This window comes from Streptomyces glaucus, assembly GCF_039533365.1.
Classification (GTDB): domain Bacteria; phylum Actinomycetota; class Actinomycetes; order Streptomycetales; family Streptomycetaceae; genus Streptomyces; species Streptomyces glaucus.
Window position 1 is genome coordinate 1 of the sequence record NZ_BAAATK010000081.1, and the last position, 18,549, is coordinate 18,549.

At 72.1% G+C, this 18,549-nt stretch carries 16 protein-coding genes and 1 riboswitch; of the genes, 11 read left to right on the forward strand and 5 right to left on the reverse strand.

Annotation, left to right across the window (positions count from 1 at the left end):
* Nucleotides 1–162 precede the first annotated feature (162 nt).
* The 10 genes from clsA (at nucleotide 163) to ABD363_RS30920 (ending at nucleotide 10,588) form a co-directional block, all read left to right on the forward strand.
* Nucleotides 163–771 (forward strand): cardiolipin synthase ClsA, encoded by a 609-nt coding sequence (gene clsA, locus ABD363_RS30875; RefSeq protein WP_344609568.1) that lies wholly within the window; start codon nucleotides 163–165, stop codon nucleotides 769–771.
* 114 nt (nucleotides 772–885) lie between these two features.
* Entirely contained in the window at nucleotides 886–3,381 is a 2,496-nt protein-coding gene (locus ABD363_RS30880; RefSeq protein WP_344609570.1) for a sugar phosphate nucleotidyltransferase, read from the forward strand.
* Nucleotides 3,382–3,479: 98 nt separating this feature from the next.
* Complete coding sequence (locus ABD363_RS30885) at nucleotides 3,480–4,412, forward strand: DUF881 domain-containing protein (RefSeq protein WP_344609572.1); 933 nt, start codon at nucleotides 3,480–3,482, stop codon at nucleotides 4,410–4,412.
* Nucleotides 4,409–4,741, forward strand: a complete 333-nt coding sequence (locus tag ABD363_RS30890; RefSeq protein WP_003977440.1) for a small basic family protein — start codon at nucleotides 4,409–4,411, stop codon at nucleotides 4,739–4,741. The genes ABD363_RS30885 and ABD363_RS30890 overlap by 4 nt, the downstream gene beginning before the upstream one ends.
* A gap of 5 nt (nucleotides 4,742–4,746) precedes the next feature.
* Nucleotides 4,747–5,583: a DUF881 domain-containing protein gene (locus ABD363_RS30895; RefSeq protein WP_344609575.1), complete on the forward strand. Its 837-nt coding sequence runs from the start codon at nucleotides 4,747–4,749 to the stop codon at nucleotides 5,581–5,583.
* A 61-nt stretch (nucleotides 5,584–5,644) separates the two neighbouring features.
* Nucleotides 5,645–6,598, forward strand: coding sequence for an FHA domain-containing protein (locus ABD363_RS30900; RefSeq protein ID WP_344609577.1), 954 nt, complete (start codon nucleotides 5,645–5,647; stop codon nucleotides 6,596–6,598).
* A 41-nt stretch (nucleotides 6,599–6,639) separates the two neighbouring features.
* Entirely contained in the window at nucleotides 6,640–7,377 is a 738-nt protein-coding gene (ftsR, locus tag ABD363_RS30905) for a transcriptional regulator FtsR (protein ID WP_344609579.1), read from the forward strand.
* An 84-nt stretch (nucleotides 7,378–7,461) separates the two neighbouring features.
* The gene (locus ABD363_RS30910; protein WP_026253112.1) at nucleotides 7,462–7,935 is read left to right on the forward strand and encodes a bifunctional nuclease family protein; all 474 of its coding nucleotides are present in this window, start codon (nucleotides 7,462–7,464) and stop codon (nucleotides 7,933–7,935) included.
* A 274-nt stretch (nucleotides 7,936–8,209) separates the two neighbouring features.
* Nucleotides 8,210–8,890 (forward strand): MerR family transcriptional regulator, encoded by a 681-nt coding sequence (locus tag ABD363_RS30915; protein ID WP_344609581.1) that lies wholly within the window; start codon nucleotides 8,210–8,212, stop codon nucleotides 8,888–8,890.
* A gap of 258 nt (nucleotides 8,891–9,148) precedes the next feature.
* On the forward strand, nucleotides 9,149–10,588 hold the full coding sequence (locus tag ABD363_RS30920) for a DNA polymerase IV (RefSeq protein WP_344609583.1): 1,440 nt from the start codon (nucleotides 9,149–9,151) through the stop codon (nucleotides 10,586–10,588).
* A gap of 141 nt (nucleotides 10,589–10,729) precedes the next feature.
* Here the strand turns inward: ABD363_RS30920 and ABD363_RS30925 are convergent, their stop codons facing one another.
* Complete coding sequence (locus ABD363_RS30925) at nucleotides 10,730–11,101, reverse strand: PRC-barrel domain-containing protein (protein ID WP_344609585.1); 372 nt, start codon at nucleotides 11,099–11,101, stop codon at nucleotides 10,730–10,732.
* 112 nt (nucleotides 11,102–11,213) lie between these two features.
* Nucleotides 11,214–11,309: riboswitch (glycine riboswitch) on the forward strand.
* A 174-nt stretch (nucleotides 11,310–11,483) separates the two neighbouring features.
* Here ABD363_RS30925 and gcvP point away from each other — a divergent pair.
* A complete protein-coding gene (gene gcvP / locus ABD363_RS30930; RefSeq protein ID WP_344609587.1) occupies nucleotides 11,484–14,369 on the forward strand; it encodes an aminomethyl-transferring glycine dehydrogenase in 2,886 nt (961 codons plus the stop codon).
* 91 nt (nucleotides 14,370–14,460) lie between these two features.
* On the opposite strand, the gene ABD363_RS30935 is transcribed toward gcvP, so the two are convergent.
* From ABD363_RS30935 to ABD363_RS30950, 4 genes are all read right to left on the reverse strand, one after another.
* Complete coding sequence (locus tag ABD363_RS30935; RefSeq protein WP_344609589.1) at nucleotides 14,461–15,546, reverse strand: ABC transporter ATP-binding protein; 1,086 nt, start codon at nucleotides 15,544–15,546, stop codon at nucleotides 14,461–14,463.
* Between the two features lie 98 nt (nucleotides 15,547–15,644).
* Nucleotides 15,645–16,490, reverse strand: coding sequence for an ABC transporter permease (locus ABD363_RS30940; protein WP_425578044.1), 846 nt, complete (start codon nucleotides 16,488–16,490; stop codon nucleotides 15,645–15,647).
* Nucleotides 16,487–17,287 carry a molybdate ABC transporter substrate-binding protein gene (gene modA / locus ABD363_RS30945; protein ID WP_344609591.1) on the reverse strand — a complete coding sequence of 267 codons (801 nt, stop codon included), beginning with the start codon at nucleotides 17,285–17,287 and terminating at the stop codon, nucleotides 16,487–16,489. Before modA ends, ABD363_RS30940 begins: the two co-directional genes overlap by 4 nt.
* Before the next feature lie 177 nt (nucleotides 17,288–17,464).
* Nucleotides 17,465–17,860 carry a TOBE domain-containing protein gene (locus tag ABD363_RS30950; protein WP_344609593.1) on the reverse strand — a complete coding sequence of 132 codons (396 nt, stop codon included), beginning with the start codon at nucleotides 17,858–17,860 and terminating at the stop codon, nucleotides 17,465–17,467.
* Between the last annotated feature and the right edge of the window lie 689 nt (nucleotides 17,861–18,549).

The following is an 18,549-nucleotide window of genomic DNA, read 5'->3' on the forward strand; positions in this document are numbered from 1 at the left end:
CAGCGCCGATGGTACTGCAGGGGGGACCCTGTGGGAGAGTAGGACGCCGCCGAACTCCTTTTGAAGCTCTGGCTCTTGGGTGCATGCCCAGGAGCCAGAGCTTTTTTGCGTTGAGGTAGGGTCGGGGAGCATCGTCGGTTCGTTTCCCCAGGAGGCCCCCGGGTGGAGGTCCAGGAGACCCGCGTCCAGACTGACCGGGTCCTCACCATCCCGAACATTCTCAGCATGGCACGGCTCGTCGGCGTGCCACTGTTCCTGTGGCTGATTCTCAGGCCCGAGTTCGGCGGCCCCAAGAGCGACGGCTGGGCCTTGCTGGTTCTGGCTCTGAGCGGAATCAGTGACTATCTGGACGGCAAGCTCGCGCGTCGGTGGAACCAGATCAGCAGCCTCGGCCGGCTGCTTGATCCGGCGGCCGACCGGCTCTACATCCTCTCGACCCTGGTCGGTCTCACCTGGCGCGAGATTCTGCCTCTCTGGCTGACCGCCGTGCTCCTGGCCCGAGAGCTCGTCCTGCTGGTGATGGTGGGCGTCCTCCGGCGCCATGGCTACCCTCCGCCGCAGGTGAACTTCCTGGGGAAGGCCGCGACGTTCAACTTGATGTACGCCTTCCCACTGCTCTTGCTCAGTGACGGAAGTGGATGGATCTCGTCACTCGCTGCTATTTTCGGATGGGCGTTCGCCGGGTGGGGTACAACCCTGTATTGGTGGGCAGGAGTCCTCTACGTGGTACAAGTCCGCCGCCTGGTCCGAGCGGACGCCATGGCCGATTGAACTCGCTGATTGCTGTGGCCCTTAGCGGCCCGATGGCCCGCGACCGAAAAGTGCGGGACAATCTGGGGGTGAAGTCGGTCAGACCGTCGTCTCTTAGAGGAGGACGCTTCCGACATGAAGGCCGTCGTGATGGCCGGAGGCGAAGGCACCCGCCTTCGTCCCATGACCTCAAGCATGCCCAAGCCGCTCCTGCCAGTGGCCAACCGGCCGATCATGGAGCATGTTCTGAGGCTGCTGAAAAAGCATGGGCTCAATGAGACCGTCGTGACCGTCCAGTTCCTGGCCTCTCTGGTCAAGAACTACTTCGGGGACGGGGAAGAGCTCGGAATGGAGCTCACCTATGCCAATGAGGAGAAGCCACTCGGTACCGCCGGAAGCGTCAAGAACGCCGAAGAGGCGTTGAAGGACGATGCTTTCCTTGTCATCTCCGGCGATGCCCTGACCGACTTCGACCTCACCGAGCTGATCAACTTCCACAAGGAAAAGGGCGCGCTGGTCACCGTCTGCCTGACGCGCGTGCCCAATCCCCTGGAATTCGGTATCACCATTGTCGACGAGGAAGGACGAGTCGAGCGCTTCCTCGAGAAGCCGACCTGGGGCCAGGTCTTCTCGGACACCGTGAACACCGGTATCTACGTCATGGAGCCCGAGGTCTTCGACTACGTCGAGCCCGACGTGCCCGTCGACTGGTCCGGCGATGTCTTCCCGCAGCTGATGAAGGAAGGCAAGCCGATCTACGGCTACGTGGCCGAGGGCTACTGGGAGGACGTCGGCACGCACGAGAGCTACGTGAAGGCCCAGGCCGACGTCCTGGAGGGCAAGGTCGACGTCGACATCGACGGCTTCGAGCTCTCCCCGGGCGTATGGGTGGCGGAGGGCGCCGAGGTGCATCCCGACGCCGTCCTCCGAGGACCCCTGTACATCGGTGACTACGCCAAGGTCGAGGCCGGCGCGGAAATCCGCGAGCACACCGTCGTCGGATCGAACGTCGTCGTCAAGAGCGGGGCCTTTTTGCACAAGGCCGTCGTGCACGACAACGTGTACGTCGGACCGCACAGCAATCTGCGGGGATGCGTCGTCGGAAAGAACACCGACATCATGCGCGCGGCCCGGATCGAGGACGGCGCGGTCATCGGTGACGAGTGCCTGATCGGTGAAGAATCGATCGTGCAGGGCAATGTGCGGGTCTACCCGTTCAAGACCATCGAGGCCGGCGCCTTCGTCAACACCTCGGTCATCTGGGAGTCCAGAGGACAGGCGCACCTCTTCGGTGCCCGCGGGGTCTCCGGAATCCTGAACGTGGAGATCACCCCGGAACTCGCCGTACGTCTCGCCGGCGCCTACGCGACGACGCTGAAGAAGGGGGCCACCGTCACCACGGCCCGCGACCACTCCCGCGGCGCCCGAGCGCTCAAGCGGGCGGTCATCTCCGCGCTGCAGGCCAGTGCCATCGACGTACGGGACCTGGAGAACGTACCGCTGCCCGTGGCGCGGCAGCAGACCGCGCGGGGGAGCGCCGGCGGCATCATGATCCGGACCACCCCCGGGGTGCCGGACTCCGTGGACATCATGTTCTTCGACGGGCAGGGCGCCGACCTGTCGCAGGCCAGCCAGCGGAAGCTGGACCGGGTGTTCGCGCGGCAGGAGTACCGGCGGGCGTTCCCCGGTGAGATCGGTGACCTGCACTTCCCGGCGAGTGTCTTCGACTCGTACACCGGCTCGCTGCTGCGGAACGTCGACACGACCGGCATCGCGGAGTCCGGGCTCAAGGTCGTCGTGGATGCTTCGAACGGCAGTGCGGGGCTCGTCCTGCCCAGCCTGCTCGGCAAGCTGGGCGTCGACTCGCTGACCATCAACCCCGGTCTCGACGAGTCCCGGCCGACCGAGACGGCCGACATGCGGCGGTCGGGGCTGATGCGCCTCGGTGAGATCGTCGCGTCCTCGCGTGCCGCGTTCGGTGTGCGCTTCGACCCCGTCGGCGAGCGGATCTCGCTCGTCGACGAGAAGGGGCACATCATCGAGGACGACCGGGCGCTGCTGGTGATGCTGGACCTCGTCGCCGCGGAACGCCGCAGCGGCCGGGTGGCGCTGCCCGTGACCACCACGAGGATCGCCGAACAGGTGGCGGCCTATCACGGCACCCAGGTCGAGTGGACGACCACGTCACCGGACGACCTGACGCGCGTCGGCCGCGGAGAAGGGACGATCTTCGGCGGCGACGGCAAGGGCGGGTTCATCATCCCCGAGTTCAGCGGCGTCTACGACGGCACGGCGGCCTTCGTACGGCTGATCGGACTGGTGGCCCGTACGCAGCTCACGCTCAGCCAGATCGACGCGCGCATCCCCCGCGCGCACGTCCTCAAGCGGGATCTGGCGACCCCGTGGGCGGTCAAGGGCCTGGTCATGCGGCGGGTGGTCGAGGCGGCCGGGGACCGCTTCGTGGACACCACCGACGGCGTGCGGGTGGTGGAGAGCGACGGTCGCTGGGTGATGGTGCTGCCCGACCCCGCCGAGGCGGTCACCCACCTGTGGGCCGAGGGGCCCGACGACGCCTCCGCGCAGGCGCTGCTCGACGAGTGGGCGGCCGTCGTGGACAGCGCCGGCCGCTGAAAAGCCCTGCACGCGTGCGTGCCGGACAAGTGTCCCCAACGGGGCCTGTCCGGCACGCCGGTGGGGCCGTTCGGAGGTAGGGGCCGCGACGTGCGACGATGTGCGGCATGCCGCAGCAACCCCCCATTCGGAGCACCCCTGCGCGGCCCCCGCGCCCCGACGCGTCCATGTCGCTGCTGACCAACGTCATGGACCACAGCCTCGACGACGGATACGCCGAGGCCGCCGCGCGGAAGCGGGCCGCGGGCGACGGCCGCCTGCCAAAGACCCTCAGGGCCAAGCTCGGCCTGGCCGCGGGCCTGGTGCTCGCGGCCTTCGTCGTGACCGTGGGCGCGGCGCAGGCACGGGTCGCGGCCCCGACCGTCGCCAAGGAGCGGGAGGAACTCGTCGACCGCATCGACCGGGAGACCGCGGCGGCGGACGAACTGGAGGAGAGCGTCGACGAACTGCGCGCGGACGTGAGCGCGCGGCAGCGGGAGGCGCTGAGGAACAGCGGCGGCAGCGACCGGCTGGAGCTGGTGAGCATCCTGTCGGGCGCGACCGCGGTGCACGGCCCCGGGGTACGGCTCGTGGTGAACGACGCCAAGGACACCGTGGCGGGAGGCGACGGGGAGCCACGCGGGACGTCCGGGTTCTCCGACACCGGCCGGGTGCGCGACCGGGACATGCAGCGCGTGGTCAACGGGCTGTGGGCGTCGGGCGCCGAGGCCGTGGCCATCAACGGGCAGCGGCTGACGGCGCTGTCCGCGATCAGAGCCGCGGGGGACGCCATACTGGTCGACAACAGGCCGCTGGTGCCGCCGTACACGGTGCTCGCGGTCGGGGACGGCGAGCGGCTCAGCACCAGGTTCCAGAACAGCCCCGACGGGCTGTACCTGCATGCCCTGCAGGAGAACTTCGGCATCCGGACCGGTATCTCCGTGGAGGACGGCCTCCGGCTGCCTGCCGCACCGAGTGTCACCGTACGCACGGCACAGCCGCACACCCAGAACACCGAGAACACCGAGAACACCGGGAAGGGCACATCGTGATCGCCGTACTGGGCCTCGTCGTGGGCGTCGTGGCCGGCCTGTTGGTCCGGCCCGAGGTTCCCGCGGCCGTCGAGCCTTATCTGCCGATCGCTGTCGTGGCCGCGCTCGACGCCGTCTTCGGCGGTCTGCGGGCCATGCTCGACGGCATCTTCGACGACAAGGTCTTCGTGGTGTCGTTCCTGTCGAACGTGGTCGTGGCCGCCCTGATCGTGTTCCTGGGCGACAAGCTGGGCGTGGGGGCCCAGCTGTCCACCGGCGTCGTGGTCGTCCTCGGCATCCGCATCTTCTCCAACGCCGCGGCGATCCGCCGGCACGTGTTCCGGGCGTGAGGCCGATGAGCGAGCACGACGGCAAGACCGGGAACCGGCTGCGGAAGGAACTGCCCCGGGAAGTGCCCGCGGCGACGGCCCCTCCGCCCGAGAGGACCCCTGCGGAGCCGCAGCCCGAGCTGACCGGCCGGCAGCGGCTGGTGAAAGGGCTGTGGCCGCCGCGTGTCACCCGGGCCCAACTCATCTTCGCCCTGCTGCTGTTCGGACTGGGATTCGGGCTGGCCGTCCAGGTGGCTTCCAACAGCGACAACGACAGTGCCCTGCGCGGCGCGCGCCAGGAGGATCTCGTGCGCATCCTCGACGAACTGGACGACCGCACACAGCGTCTTGAGGACGAGAAGCAGGGGCTCGAGAAGCAGCGGGACGAGCTGAAGAACAGCTCCGACCAGGCCGAGGAGGCCCGTCGGCAGACGGTCGAGAAGGAACGGCAACTCGGCGTGCTGGCGGGCACGGTGGCCGCTCAGGGGCCCGGTATCACGATGACCATCGAGGACACGAAGGGGACGGTCGAGGCGGACATGCTGCTCGACGCGATCCAGGAGCTGCGCGCGGCCGGCGCGGAGGCGCTCCAGGTGAACGGCGTACGGGTCGTAGCCGACACGTATCTGACAGATTCCGGCAAGAGTGTGAGCGTCGACGGGAACAAGATCAACGCGCCCTATCGTTTCAAGGTCATCGGCAAGCCGCAGGACCTCGAACCGGCGCTCAACATCCCAGGAGGCGTGGTGCAGACTCTGGAGAAGGAACAGGCCACCGTTACCGTTGAGCGGTCGAGCAAGATCGTCGTGGACGCCTTGCGAGCGGTGGAGCGGCCTGACTACGCTCGGTCGTCCTCCCAGTGAACCGGGGGTGCATGGGGGCTGTCGGACAGGAGCATGAGGTTGTGGGGGGTCGGCGCACCGAATGGGCGGTGCGTGGTGGAAACTGTCTGGTGGAGGCGGACGTTGTGAGGATGTCCGGGTCGGCCAGTACGTTCAGTCAGGGTTCGTCCTGCCCCACGGGCGGGTCTGTTTCGGTCAAGGGGAATCGCCCGTGAAGTTGTTTGCGAAGTTGTTCGGCAAGAGCGCGCGAGAGGGCAGCGACAACGCCACCGCCCGTCATCGCGCACAGCCCGGCGCGGAGGGCCAGCGTCCGTTGTTCCGTGACCAGGTGACTGGTCCGGGCGGTGGCATTTCCGGAGGTCAGGGCGCGTCGTCGGTTGACCCTGCGCAGTCCGGCGGCATAGGTTTCGGGCAACCGTCAGCCTCAGGTGCGGGTCAAGGGTCTTCCGGCCCGTATCCGTCCGACGTCCCGGCGGGGCAGCCGCGGCAGGAGGATCCGATGTCGGCCCTGGTGTGTACGAGGTGCGGTAACCGCAACGCGGAGAACAGCCGCTTCTGCTCCAACTGCGGCGCGCCGCTGCGGCCCGGGGCCGTGCCGGAGCGTTCCTCCGAGACGACCTCGACGATCTCCATCTCCGGTCTCGAGGCCTACGACGCCGAAGCCACCGGCCAGACGCAGATGCCGATGCTCTCGCCCGAGGCTCAGGCGGCCGTCGACGCGCTGCCCCAGGGCTCCGCGCTCCTGGTCGTGCGCCGCGGCCCGAACTCGGGCAGCCGCTTCCTGCTGGACAGCGACCTGACCACGGCCGGGCGCCATCCGCAGAGCGACATCTTCCTGGACGACGTGACGGTCTCCCGTCGGCACGTGGAGTTCCGCCGCAGCCCGGACGGCAGCTTCACGGTGGCCGACGTGGGCAGCCTGAACGGCACGTACGTCAACCGGGAGCGGATCGACCAGGTCGCCCTGTCCAACGGGGACGAGGTGCAGATCGGCAAGTACCGGCTGGTCTTCTACGCGAGCCAGCAGGGCTACTGACCCTCCCGGACCCCGTCCGGGGCACCCCCCAGGGAAGATCCATGCGGCGAACACCGAGCGGCGGTGCCGGGGACGGCACCGCCGCCGCGGACAGCGGGCTGATGAGCATCGGCACCGTGCTGAACGTGCTGCGCGACGAGTTCCCCGAAGTGACGATCTCCAAGATCCGTTTCCTGGAGTCGGAGGGGCTCATCGAGCCGCGGCGGACCCCCTCGGGGTACCGCAAGTTCAGCGCGGCGGACGTCGAGCGCCTCGGCCACGTCCTGAGGATGCAGCGGGACCACTACCTGCCGCTCAAGGTGATCCGCGAGCACCTGGACGCGATGGAGCGCGGCGAGGCCGTCCCGCTGCCGGCGCTGGGCCGGCAGCGCGACGGGGAGACCGGGCCGGAGCCCGCCGACGGGCCCACGGCGGCCCGGATCGGGCGGGCCGAGCTGCTCGCGGCCGCCGGGATCGAGGAGGAGGCCCTCCGGGAGTGGGAGTCGTACGGGCTGCTCGCTCCGCTGGAGGACGGGGTGTACGACGCGGAGGCGGTCACCGTCGCGTCGCTCATCGTGGAACTGGGGCGGTTCGGGATCGAGCCGCGGCACCTGCGGGTGATGAAGGCCGCCGCCGACCGTGAGGCCGGGCTGGTGGAGCAGGTGGTGGCCCCGCTGAAGCGGCACCGGAATCCGCAGACCAGGGCGCATGCCGAGGCCCGTACCAAGGAGCTGGCGGGGCTCACGGTGAAGCTGCACGCGGCTCTGGTGCAGACCGCGCTCGGGGTCCGGCTGCCCTGAAACGGATGGTCCCGCGGGCCCGGATCGGCCACCTGTTCCCGGCCCGACTACCCAAAGGTCCCGGGCACGGCCTAGGGTTGCTGTGTGAACGAGCTCGATGTCGTAGGTGTCCGGGTCGAAATGCCCTCCAACCAACCGATCGTGCTGCTGCGTGAAGTGGGGGGCGACCGCTATCTCCCCATCTGGATCGGGCCGGGGGAGGCGACCGCGATCGCCTTCGCCCAGCAGGGCATGGCTCCCGCTCGGCCGCTGACCCACGACCTGTTCAAGGACGTGCTGGAAGCCGTCGGTCAGGAGCTCACCGAAGTACGCATCACCGACCTGCGTGAGGGGGTCTTCTACGCGGAGCTGGTCTTCGCCAGTGGGGTCGAGGTGAGCGCCCGGCCGTCCGATGCCATAGCGCTGGCCCTGCGTACCGGGACGCCGATCTACGGCAGCGACACGGTGCTCGACGACGCCGGCATCGCGATCCCGGACGAGCAGGAGGACGAGGTGGAGAAGTTCCGCGAGTTCCTCGACCAGATCTCGCCGGAGGACTTCGGCACCAGCAGCCAGTGAGGCGCGTGGGCGGCCTCGGCGGACGGTCGGGGCCGACGGGCCGCCGGGGGACGCGCGCCCGTCGGCCGGTGACGGCCGAGGCGTCGGCGTGTGCCGGAGGCGGCCGGGAGCGTTCTGCGTCCCCGCCGAGGCATTCGGCTAGCCTTTCCCCGCGGTCGGGCACGGGAAACCACTCTTAGGGTGATTATCACTCGGCGTGCCGAGTGTGGCGGTCGTTGACGCACCCCTGGTGGCTGCCTACCGTCGAGAAGGCAGGTCAAGGACGGAGGTCGGCGTGAGAAGCAGCGGCGACGGTACGGCTGGGGGCGCCTCCCGCAGTCTCGAGGCGAGCGGTCCGTACCCTCCCCCGAGCTCTCGGCTCCGCTCGAGCAGGGGGTACCCCCCGCACGACAGCGCCGCCGATCACGTCCCGCAGCGACCGACGGCCGTGCCGAGCAGCGGAGGGACGACGTCCATGGCGTCCGAGCAGATCGGTTATCGCGGTCCGACGGCCTGCGCGGCCGCCGGTATCACCTACCGGCAGCTCGACTACTGGGCCCGTACCGGGCTCGTCGAGCCGAGTGTGCGGCCCGCTCACGGGTCCGGCACGCAGCGTCTGTACAGCTTCCGGGACGTCGTCGTCCTGAAGATCGTCAAGCGGTTCCTCGACACCGGGGTGTCGTTGCAGAACATCCGCACCGCCGTACAGCATCTCAGGGAACGCGGTTTCCGCGATCTGGAGCGGATGACGCTGATGAGCGACGGGGCGACAGTGTACGAATGCACCTCGCCGGACGAGGTCCACGCTCTGCTCCAGGGCGGTCAGGGGATCTTCGGGATCGCCGTCGGAGTGGTGTGGCGGGACGTCGAGAGCGCCCTGTCGCAGCTGCACGGGGAGCGGATCGACACGGGGGAGACGCTGGTCGGGCACAACCCGGCGGACGAGCTGGCGCGGCGGCGGAACCGGGCTGTCTGAGCGCCCGGAGCGGGGGAGCATGCGGCCGGGTGGACCGCGCGGCGGCCGCCGGGTGCTGCAAGCGGTTTCATCGAGGAGTTCCCGGCGGGAGGGAACGGGAAGTCCGGGGACGGCGCCCGGACCGTGTCACCGGGGCGTCCCGGCGAGGGGCGTGGCGGCGGCTGCCCGAGCGGTCGTGGAGGCCGTGTCCGGGTGCGCCCGAGGGGGCCGGGGTGGCCGGGTGAGGCGTTGTCAGCGGTGTAGGGCAGCATCGTAGACGTGAGAAGCGCTCCCACGATCCTGCATCTCGACATGGACGCCTTCTTCGCCTCGGTGGAGCAGGCGTCCAAGCCGAGCCTGCGGGGAAGGGCCGTCGTCGTGGGCGGGCTCGGGCCGCGCGGGGTGGTGGCCACGGCCTCGTACGAGGCGCGGGTCTTCGGGGTGCACTCGGCGATGCCCATGGCGCTGGCCCGGCGCCGCGCGCCGAACGCCGCGTATCTCGTGCCCCGCTTCGGGTTCTACCGGTCGATCAGCGAGCAGGTGATGAGGCTGCTGCGGGCGTTGTCGCCCCTGGTGGAACCGCTCAGCCTGGACGAGGCGTTCGTGGACCTGGAGGCCGGTGGCGCGGCCTGGGACGCGGAGTCGGCGCGGCTGGCCGGGGCGAGGCTGCGCGCGGACATCCGGGCCGTCACGGGACTCACGGGGTCGGTGGGTCTGGCCGCCTCCAAGATGCTCGCCAAGATCGCCTCGGAACAGGCCAAGCCGGACGGGCTGGTGCTGATCGAGCCGGGGACCGAGCAGGCCCTGCTCGGTCCGATGCCGGTGCGGACGCTGCCCGGCGTGGGGCCGGCGACCGGTGACCATCTGCGGCGGGCCGGGATCCACACGGTCGGGGAGCTCGCCGAGGCGGGCGAGGACGAACTCGTACGGCTGCTGGGGAAGGCCCACGGCCACGCGCTGTACGCGATGGCGCTGGCCCGGGACGAGCGGCCCGTGGTGGCCGAGCGGGAGGCCAAGTCGGTGTCGGTCGAGGACACCTACGACGTGGACATCCACGACCGGACACGGATCGGGCTGGAGGTGCGGCGGCTGGCCGACCGGTGTGTGCGGCGGCTGCGCGAGGCGGGGCTGTCCGGACGGACCATCGTGCTGAAGGTGCGGCGGTACGACTTCTCCACGCTGACCCGGTCGGAGACCCTGCGCGGGCCCACGGACGACCCGGCGGTGGTGCGGGAGGCGGCGGCGCGGCTGCTGGACTCGGTGGACACGACGGGCGGCGTACGGCTGCTCGGGGTCGGCGTCAGCGGACTCGCCGACTACACGCAGGAGGACCTGTTCGCGCAGGCGGCGGGTGAGCGGGCGGACGGTCCGGCCGAGGAGCCGCGGGACGCGCCGCGCGCGGGCTCGCCGGCCGGGGAGGCACCGGCACCCGCCGAGCGGCGGTGGCCGGCGGGGCACGACGTGCGGCACGCCGCGTACGGGCACGGATGGGTGCAGGGCAGCGGCCTGGGGCGGGTCACCGTGCGGTTCGAGACCCCCTGCTCGGAGCCCGGGCGGGTGCGGACGTTCCGGGTCGACGACCCGGATCTGGAACCGGCGGAACCGCTGCCGTTGGTGCCGCGCGGGCCCGGGGACGCCGGTCCCTCGGGCCCGGACGCCGGGACGGCGGAAGCGACGCGCGCGGCGCCGGGCCGGCGGGCCTGGTCGGGGAGGGGATGAGGGCCCGCCGGTGGACGCTCGACCGGCACAAGGGGCCCAGGGGGCTCCGGCGGCCGGCCGCGGCGCGGACGCGGGGCCCGCGCCCGGCCGCGCCCGGCCCGGCCGCTCGCCGGGCGGGTCCTGCGCGCGGCGGGGGCCTTCTCAGCTCTCCTCCGTGCCCGCCAGTCCGCCGAGGGCGCGGTCGGGGAGCGAGGGGGGAGGGGCCACGTCGAGACCGTAGTGGTGGTAGAGCTGGAGTTCCTGCTCCGGTGACAGGTGGCGGCCGACGCCGAAGTCGGGGGCGTCCTTGATCAGGGCCCGGTCGAAGGGCACGTGCAGGGCGCCGTCGATCAGCTCGCTGGGCTCCAGGGGGACGAAGGCGTCCCGGCTGAACAGGCCGGTGCGTATGGCCGCCCATTCGGGCACGCCGGTGGCGTCGTCGAGGTAGATCTCGTCGATGGTGCCGATTTTGTCGCCGTTGCGGTCGAACGCCTTGCGGCCGATCAGGTTGCGCGGATCGATGTCGGTCTGCACGGGCCCTCCAGGTGGTCGCAATCATTCGTAAGCACTACGAAAGAGCACTTTCCGGGTGGCGGCCACTCGAGGGTCGGGGCGTTGACCTCGCTGGTACGCTGACAGCGGCTGCTGACCCCGTGCGGGAGAGTCCTCCAAGCGTCACCGGAGGCGCCGAAGGAGCAAATCCTCCCCGGAATCTCTCAGGCCCACGTACCGCACGGACGAGGCCACTCTGGAAAGCAGAGCGGGTGTCGACGGCTTCCGCTCTCACCGACGGTGAAAACCGGGGCCCACGGGCGGCCCGGTGAAGCTCTCAGGTCGAGATGACAGAGGGGGAGGCCGTCCGGGCACCCGCGCCGTGGTGCCCTCGAAGGTCGCGTCAGACCAGGAGGCCTCCGCAATGACCGCCCAGCGCATTCCGCTCTCCGAGCTCGAACGGGGAATCCCCTTCGAGCAGCGCCACATCGGCCCCGACCACGAGGCCCGGGCCAAGATGCTCGCGCAGGTCGGCTACGGCTCGCTCGACGAACTGACCGCCGCCGCGGTGCCGGATGTGATCAAGAACGTCGGCGCGCTCGACCTGCCGGGCGCGCGCAGCGAGGCCGAGGTGCTGGCCGAGCTGCGGTCGCTGGCCGACCGCAACCAGGTCCTGGACTCGATGATCGGGCTCGGCTACTATGGGACGTTCACCCCGCCGGTGATCCTGCGCAACGTCATGGAGAACCCGGCCTGGTACACCGCGTACACGCCGTACCAGCCGGAGATATCGCAGGGCCGGCTCGAAGCGCTGCTGAACTTCCAGACCATGGTCGCCGACCTCACCGGGCTGCCGACCTCCGGGGCCTCGCTGCTGGACGAGGGCACCGCCGCGGCCGAGGCCATGGCGCTGATGCGGCGCATGGGCAAGAACAAGAAGGGCCTGCTCCTGGTCGACGCGGACGCGCTGCCGCAGACCATCGCCGTGCTCCGGACCCGCGCCGAGCCGACCGGCGTCGAGGTCGTCGTCGCCGACCTGAGCGAGGGCATCCCGGCCGAGGTCGCCGCGCGGGAGATCAACGGCGTGCTGATCCAGTACCCGGGCGCCTCCGGGGCCGTACGGGACATCAGGCCGGTCGTCGACCGGGCGCACGAGCTCGGGGCGCTGGTCACCGTGGCGGCCGACCTGCTCGCGCTGACCCTGCTGAAGTCGCCGGGCGAGCTGGGGGCGGACATCGCGGTCGGCACCACGCAGCGCTTCGGCGTGCCGATGGGCTTCGGCGGGCCGCACGCCGGCTACATGGCGGTGCGCGAGAGCTTCGCGCGCAGCCTGCCCGGGCGGCTGGTGGGCGTCTCCGTGGACGCCGACGGGCACCGGGCCTACCGGCTCGCCCTGCAGACGCGTGAGCAGCACATCCGGCGGGAGAAGGCCACCAGCAACATCTGCACCGCGCAGGTGCTGCTCGCCGTGATGGCCGGGATGTACGCCGTCTACCACGGGCCCGACGGGCTGCGGGGCATCGCGCGGCGCACCCACCGGTACGCCGCGATCCTCGCCGAGGGGCTCCGGGCCGGTGGCGCCGAGGTGGTGCACGGCGCCTTCTTCGACACTCTGACCGTGCGCGCCGTGGGCCGGGCCGCCGAGGTCGTCGCCGCCGCGCGCGAGAACGGCGTCAACCTGCGGCTCGTCGACGCCGACCACGTGTCGATCGCCTGCGACGAGACCACCACGCGGGCCCGGCTGGACGCCGTGTGGAACGCGTTCGGTGTCCGGGGCGACGTCGAGGCGCTGGACGCGGCCACGCAGGACGCCCTGCCGGACGGCCTGCTGCGCACCGACGAGTACCTGACGCACCCCGTCTTCCACCAGCACCGCTCCGAGACCGCGATGCTGCGCTACCTGCGCAGGCTCGCCGACCGCGACTACGCGCTCGACCGCGGCATGATCCCGCTGGGCTCCTGCACCATGAAGCTCAACGCGACCACGGAGATGGAGCCGGTCACCTGGCCCGAGTTCGGGCAGCTGCACCCCTTCGCGCCGGCCGAGCAGGCGGCGGGCTACCTCACGCTCATCCGCGAGCTGGAGGACCGCCTCGCCGAGGTCACCGGGTACGACAAGGTGTCGCTGCAGCCGAACGCCGGATCGCAGGGTGAGCTGGCCGGCCTGCTCGCCGTACGCGGGTACCACCGGGCCAACGGCGACGACCGGCGGACCGTCTGCCTGATCCCGTCCTCCGCGCACGGCACGAACGCCGCGAGCGCCGTCATGGCCGGCATGAAGGTCGTCGTGGTGAAGACCGCCGACAACGGCGAGATCGACGTCGAGGACCTGCGGGCGAAGATCGAGCGGTACCGCGACGAGCTGGCGGTACTGATGATCACGTACCCCTCGACGCACGGCGTGTTCGAGGAGCACGTCTCCGACATCTGCGCGCAGGTGCACGAGGCGGGCGGCCAGGTGTACGTCGACGGGGCCAACCTCAACGCGCTGGTGGGCCTGGCCCGGCCGGGGCACTTCGGCGGCGACGTCTCGCACCTGAACCTGCACAAGACGTTCTGCATCCCGCACGGCGGCGGCGGCCCGGGCGTCGGCCCGGTGGCCGTACGGTCGCACCTGGCGCCGTACCTGCCCAACCACCCGCTGCAGCCCGCCGCGGGGCCGGAGACGGGCGTGGGCCCGGTCTCGGCGGCCCCCTGGGGCTCGGCGGGCATCCTGCCGATCTCGTGGGCGTACGTCCGGCTCATGGGCGGCGAGGGGCTCAAGCGCGCCACGCAGGTGGCGGTGCTGTCGGCCAACTACATCGCCAAGCGGCTGGAGCCGCACTACCCGGTCCTCTACACCGGTCCCGGCGGGCTGGTCGCGCACGAGTGCATCATCGACCTGCGGCCGCTGACCAAGGCGACCGGAGTGACCGTGGACGACGTCGCCAAGCGGCTGATCGACTACGGCTTCCACGCGCCGACGATGTCGTTCCCGGTGGCCGGGACGCTGATGATCGAGCCGACCGAGTCCGAGGACCTGGCCGAACTCGACCGGTTCTGCGACGCGATGATCGAGATCCGCGCGGAGATCGAGAAGGTCGGCTCCGGCGAGTGGCCCGCGGACGACAACCCGCTGCGGGGCGCCCCGCACACCGCGGCCGCGCTGGGCGGGGAGTGGACGCACCCGTACAGCCGCGCGGAGGCGGTCTTCCCGGGCGGGGTGACGGCCGCGGACAAGTACTGGCCGCCGGTGCGCCGCATCGACCAGGCCTTCGGCGACCGCAACCTGGTGTGCTCCTGCCCGCCGCTGGACGCGTACGAGGACTGAGCACGCGTCCCGCGCAAAAGGGGCCCCGCCCCCGGCCGCACTCGGCCGGGGGCGGGGCCCCTTTGGGTTCCGGGCGTCGCCGCGCCGGGGCTCACGCCGGGTACGCGTGGGTCTGCGTCGCCTTGACCGCCGCCCAGACCCGGGCGCCCGGGTGCAGGCCGAGTTCGGCCGCGGCGACCGTGGTGAGGTCGGCGGCCAGGGGGAGTCCGCCCGTCAGGTCCACGCGGATCCGGTCGCCGTGGGTCTCCAGGCCGGCGACCTCGCAGCGCCACAGGTTGCGGGCGCTGGAGCCGGTGGGCCGGTCCCGGTACAGGGTCACGGCGCCCGGCGGGAAGGCCACGAAGACCGGGCCGGACAGGTCCTCGGTGGTGGTGACGGCGGGACCGGCGTCGAGCCGGACGGTGTGGCCGTCGGCCCGGCCCCGGTAGAGGTTCAGGCCGACCAGCCGCGCGATGTAGTCCGTGCGGGGGCGGCGGGCGACGCCGGAGGGGGTGCCCTCCTGCACGACCCGGCCGTGTTCGACGACCACCAGCCGGTCCGCGAGCACCATGGCGTCCAGCGGGTCGTGGGTGACCAGGACGGCCACCGCCTCGAAGCCGGCCAGGTGACGGCGGAGCTGGGCGCGCACCTCCAGACGGGTACGGGCGTCCAGCGCCGCGAGCGGTTCGTCGAGGAGCAGCAGCCGGGGACGGGTGGCCAGGGCGCGGGCGAGGGCGACGCGCTGGGCCTGGCCGCCGGAGAGCCGGCGGGGCTTGACGCCGGCGTGCTCGGCCAGGCCCATGCGGTCCAGCCACGCGGCGGCCCGGGCGCGGGCCTCCGCCTTGGTCGCGCCCCGGCAGCGCGGGCCGAAGGCCACGTTGTCGAGGGCCGTCAGGTGGGGGAAGAGCAGGTAGTCCTGGAAGACCATGCCGACGGGGCGGGACTCGGGCGGCGTACGCTCCAGGGCGGCGCCGTCGAGGCGCAGATGGCCGTCCGTGAGCGGCACGAGGCCGGCGAGGGCGCGCAGGGCCGTCGTCTTGCCGGCGCCGTTGGGGCCGAGCAGGGCGACGACGTCGCCGGGGGCGGCGGTCAGCGTCACGTCGAGGCGGAAGGTGCCGCGGTCGACGACGAGCCGCGCGTCGAGGCCTTCGGCGCAGGTGCCGCGGCCGGCGGAGCCGGGGGCGTCGTGGTCGGTCATGAGGGGGCGTCCACCATCGGGTCGGGGGCCGGGGAGGCGGTGCGGGGCCCGGCGCTCGCGGGCCGGTGTGCGGAAGCGGCTGCCACCGTGTCCTCTCCTCAGGACGTCGTCATCCAGCGGTCCCGCAGCCCGGCCAGCACGGCGACGGAGACGGCCAGCAGGACGAGGCTGAGGGCGATCGCGGCCGCCGGGTCGTTCTGCAGGGCCAGGTAGACCGCGAGCGGCATCGTCTGCGTACGGCCGGGGAAGTTGCCCGCGAAGGTGATCGTCGCCCCGAACTCGCCCAGCGCCCGCGCCCAGGCCAGGACGGAGCCCGCGGCGACACCCGGTGCGATCAGCGGCAGGGTGACCCGGCGGAACGCGGTGAAACGGGAGGCGCCCAGCGTCGTGGCCGCCTCCTCGTACCGGGGGTCGGCGGCCCGCAGGGTGCCCTCCACGCTGACGACCAGGAACGGCAGCGCCACGAACGTCTCCGCGAGGACGACGCCCGCGGTGGTGAACGGCAGGGTGACGCCGAACCACGCGTCCAGCCACCGCCCGATGACGCCGTTGCGCCCGAACGCGAGCAGCAGGGCCACGCCGCCGACCACCGGGGGCAGCACGAGGGGCAGGGTCACCAGGGCCCGGACCAGGCCACGGCCCGGGAAGTCGGTACGGGCCAGCAGCCAGGCGAGCGGGACGCCGACGACCAGGCTGAGCGCGGTCGCCGACGTGGCGCACACGAGGGAGAGGCGCAGCGCCTGCCACACCTCGGGGCTCGTCAACTGCTCCGGCAGGCTGCGCCAGGGAGCGCGGACGACCAGGGCGACGAGCGGGAGGAGCAGGAACGCCAGGCCGGCGAGCGCGGGCACCAGCAGGGGCGCCGGCGCCGCGCGGGTGGCCCCGCGCGGGCGGCGCGGCCCGCTCCCCGGGGCGCGGGCACCGGACGCGGCGGGCCCGGTCACGGCGCGAGGAACCCGGCCCCGGTCAGCACCTTCCGGCCTTCGGCCGACTTCACCAGGTCGATGAAGGCCCGGGCCGCGCCCGGATTGGGCGCGTCCTCGAGCAGGGCGATCGGGTAGTCGTTGACGGCCTCGGCCGACTCGGGGAAGTCCACGCCCTCCACCTTGCCACCCGCGGCCCGGACGTCGGTCCGGTAGACGACGGCCGCGTCGGCCTCCTTCAGTTCGACCTTCGTCAGGGCGCTCTTGACGTCCTGCTCGTACGACACCGGTGTGAGTTCGACCCCGCCGGCCTCCAGCGCGGTCCGCGCGGCCGCGCCGCAGGGCACCGTCCTGTCGCACAGGACGACCTTCAGGCCCGGCCGGGCGAGGTCCCCGAGGGAGGAGATCCTGTCGGGGTTGCCCGGGAGCGTGGCGATCTGCAGCCGGTTGCGGACGAAGGTGGCGGGGGCGCCCGCGGCGTCGTCGGCGTCCGTGACGGTCTTCATCGTCTCGGCGCTGGCGGCGGCGAACACGTCGGCCGGGGCGCCGTTGGCGATGCCGGCGGCGAGGGTGTCGCTGCCGCCGAAGCTGAAGGTGACCCGGGTGCCCGGGTGCGTCTTCTCGAACTCCTCGCCGAGCGTCGTGAAGCTCTCCTTCAGCGATGCGGCGGCGAAGACGGTGACCGTGCCGGAGGGGTCCGCCGTCGAGCCCTCCCGGCCGGAGCCGGACGGGGAGCAGGCGGTCAGGGCCAGCAGCAGGGCCGCTCCCGCACCGGCCATCCGCAGGGGCCGGCGGGGCCGGCGCATCGGACGGGGCATCACGGGCCGCTCCCTCTGTCCTCGGGAAGAGCCCTCGGGCTCTTCGGGTGCGCCGATCATACTTCCGCAGATGCGAGGCCTCTACCGCCTTTCGCCTGGCACGAGCTGGCTGGAAAGCGCAGGAGAGCTGGCATGTGCGTCCGCATGAGGTGCTGGTGCGGGGTGGGCGCTGCCGGCTCAGACCCGGTCGATGTGCACGTTCGTCGACTTCACGCGGGCGGTGGCCTCCATGCCGACCTCCAGCCCCAGTTCCTCGACGGCCTCCCGGGTCAGCAGGGAGACGAGGCGGTGCGGGCCGGCCTGGATCTCGACCTGGGCCGCGACGTCGCCGAGCTTGATCGCGGTGACGATCCCGGGGAAGGCGTTGCGGACCGAGGTGTACGGGGTGTCCTCCTCGCCGCCGCCGGACCCGGCGAGCTCGACGGAGAACGCGGCCAGGTCCCGTCCGTCGACGAGCCGCCGCCCGCTCTCGTCGCGGTGGGTGGTGATCCGGCCCGCGTCCGCCCAGCGGCGGGCGGTGTCCGGACTGACGCCGAGCAGCCGTGCCGCCTGGCCGATCGTGTAGGACTGCATGCCGGTCACGATAGGGGCCGGGGCGGGAACCGCGGACGCGGGGCCGCCCGCCCGCGTGGCCGGCCGCGGTTCCGCGGGCACCCGCGGTCATCGGCGGGCGTCGCCGTGTCCGGCTCCGCGGGCCCGGCGGGAACGGCCGTACGGTGCCCGCGGAACCGCGGCCGGGCGGGGTGGTGCCCGGTCGCTCCGCGCCGGACGGCCCGAGCGCGGCCGGCGCGGCTTCCGCCTTCGAGTACGGCGTCCCCCGCCGCCGGGAGGGGCGGATTCCGCTCCTCCCGGCGTCTTGCCCCCCGTTCCCCGGTGCACCTACAGTGCAGCCTCGTAACGTTCGCCAGATCATCCGAAAGTTTCGCCTGGCCGCGACGCTCGAAGGGACTGACGCGCATGCGGACGTACGGCACCCCCGTGATCGGCGGCTTCCGGTCCTGCGCGCGCCGCGCGGGAGAGGGGCGTCTCCCGGCCCGCCCCCCGGTCGCGAGCGTCCCGGCGCCCGGGTGGCGCCCGGCGTCGGCCGGACACCGGGCGGCCGTGCCCGAGCTTCTCGGGGGCGGCCTCGGCGTCGCGCGCCCCGCCCCGTGCCGGAACTCCGCGCGGACGCCGGCGGCGAGAGGCGGCGCCCCCGGCCGGGCGGGGCGCCTCCTTTCCGGGCGCCGTCGGCCGTCCCCCGGCCGGACCGCGACCGGCCCGGG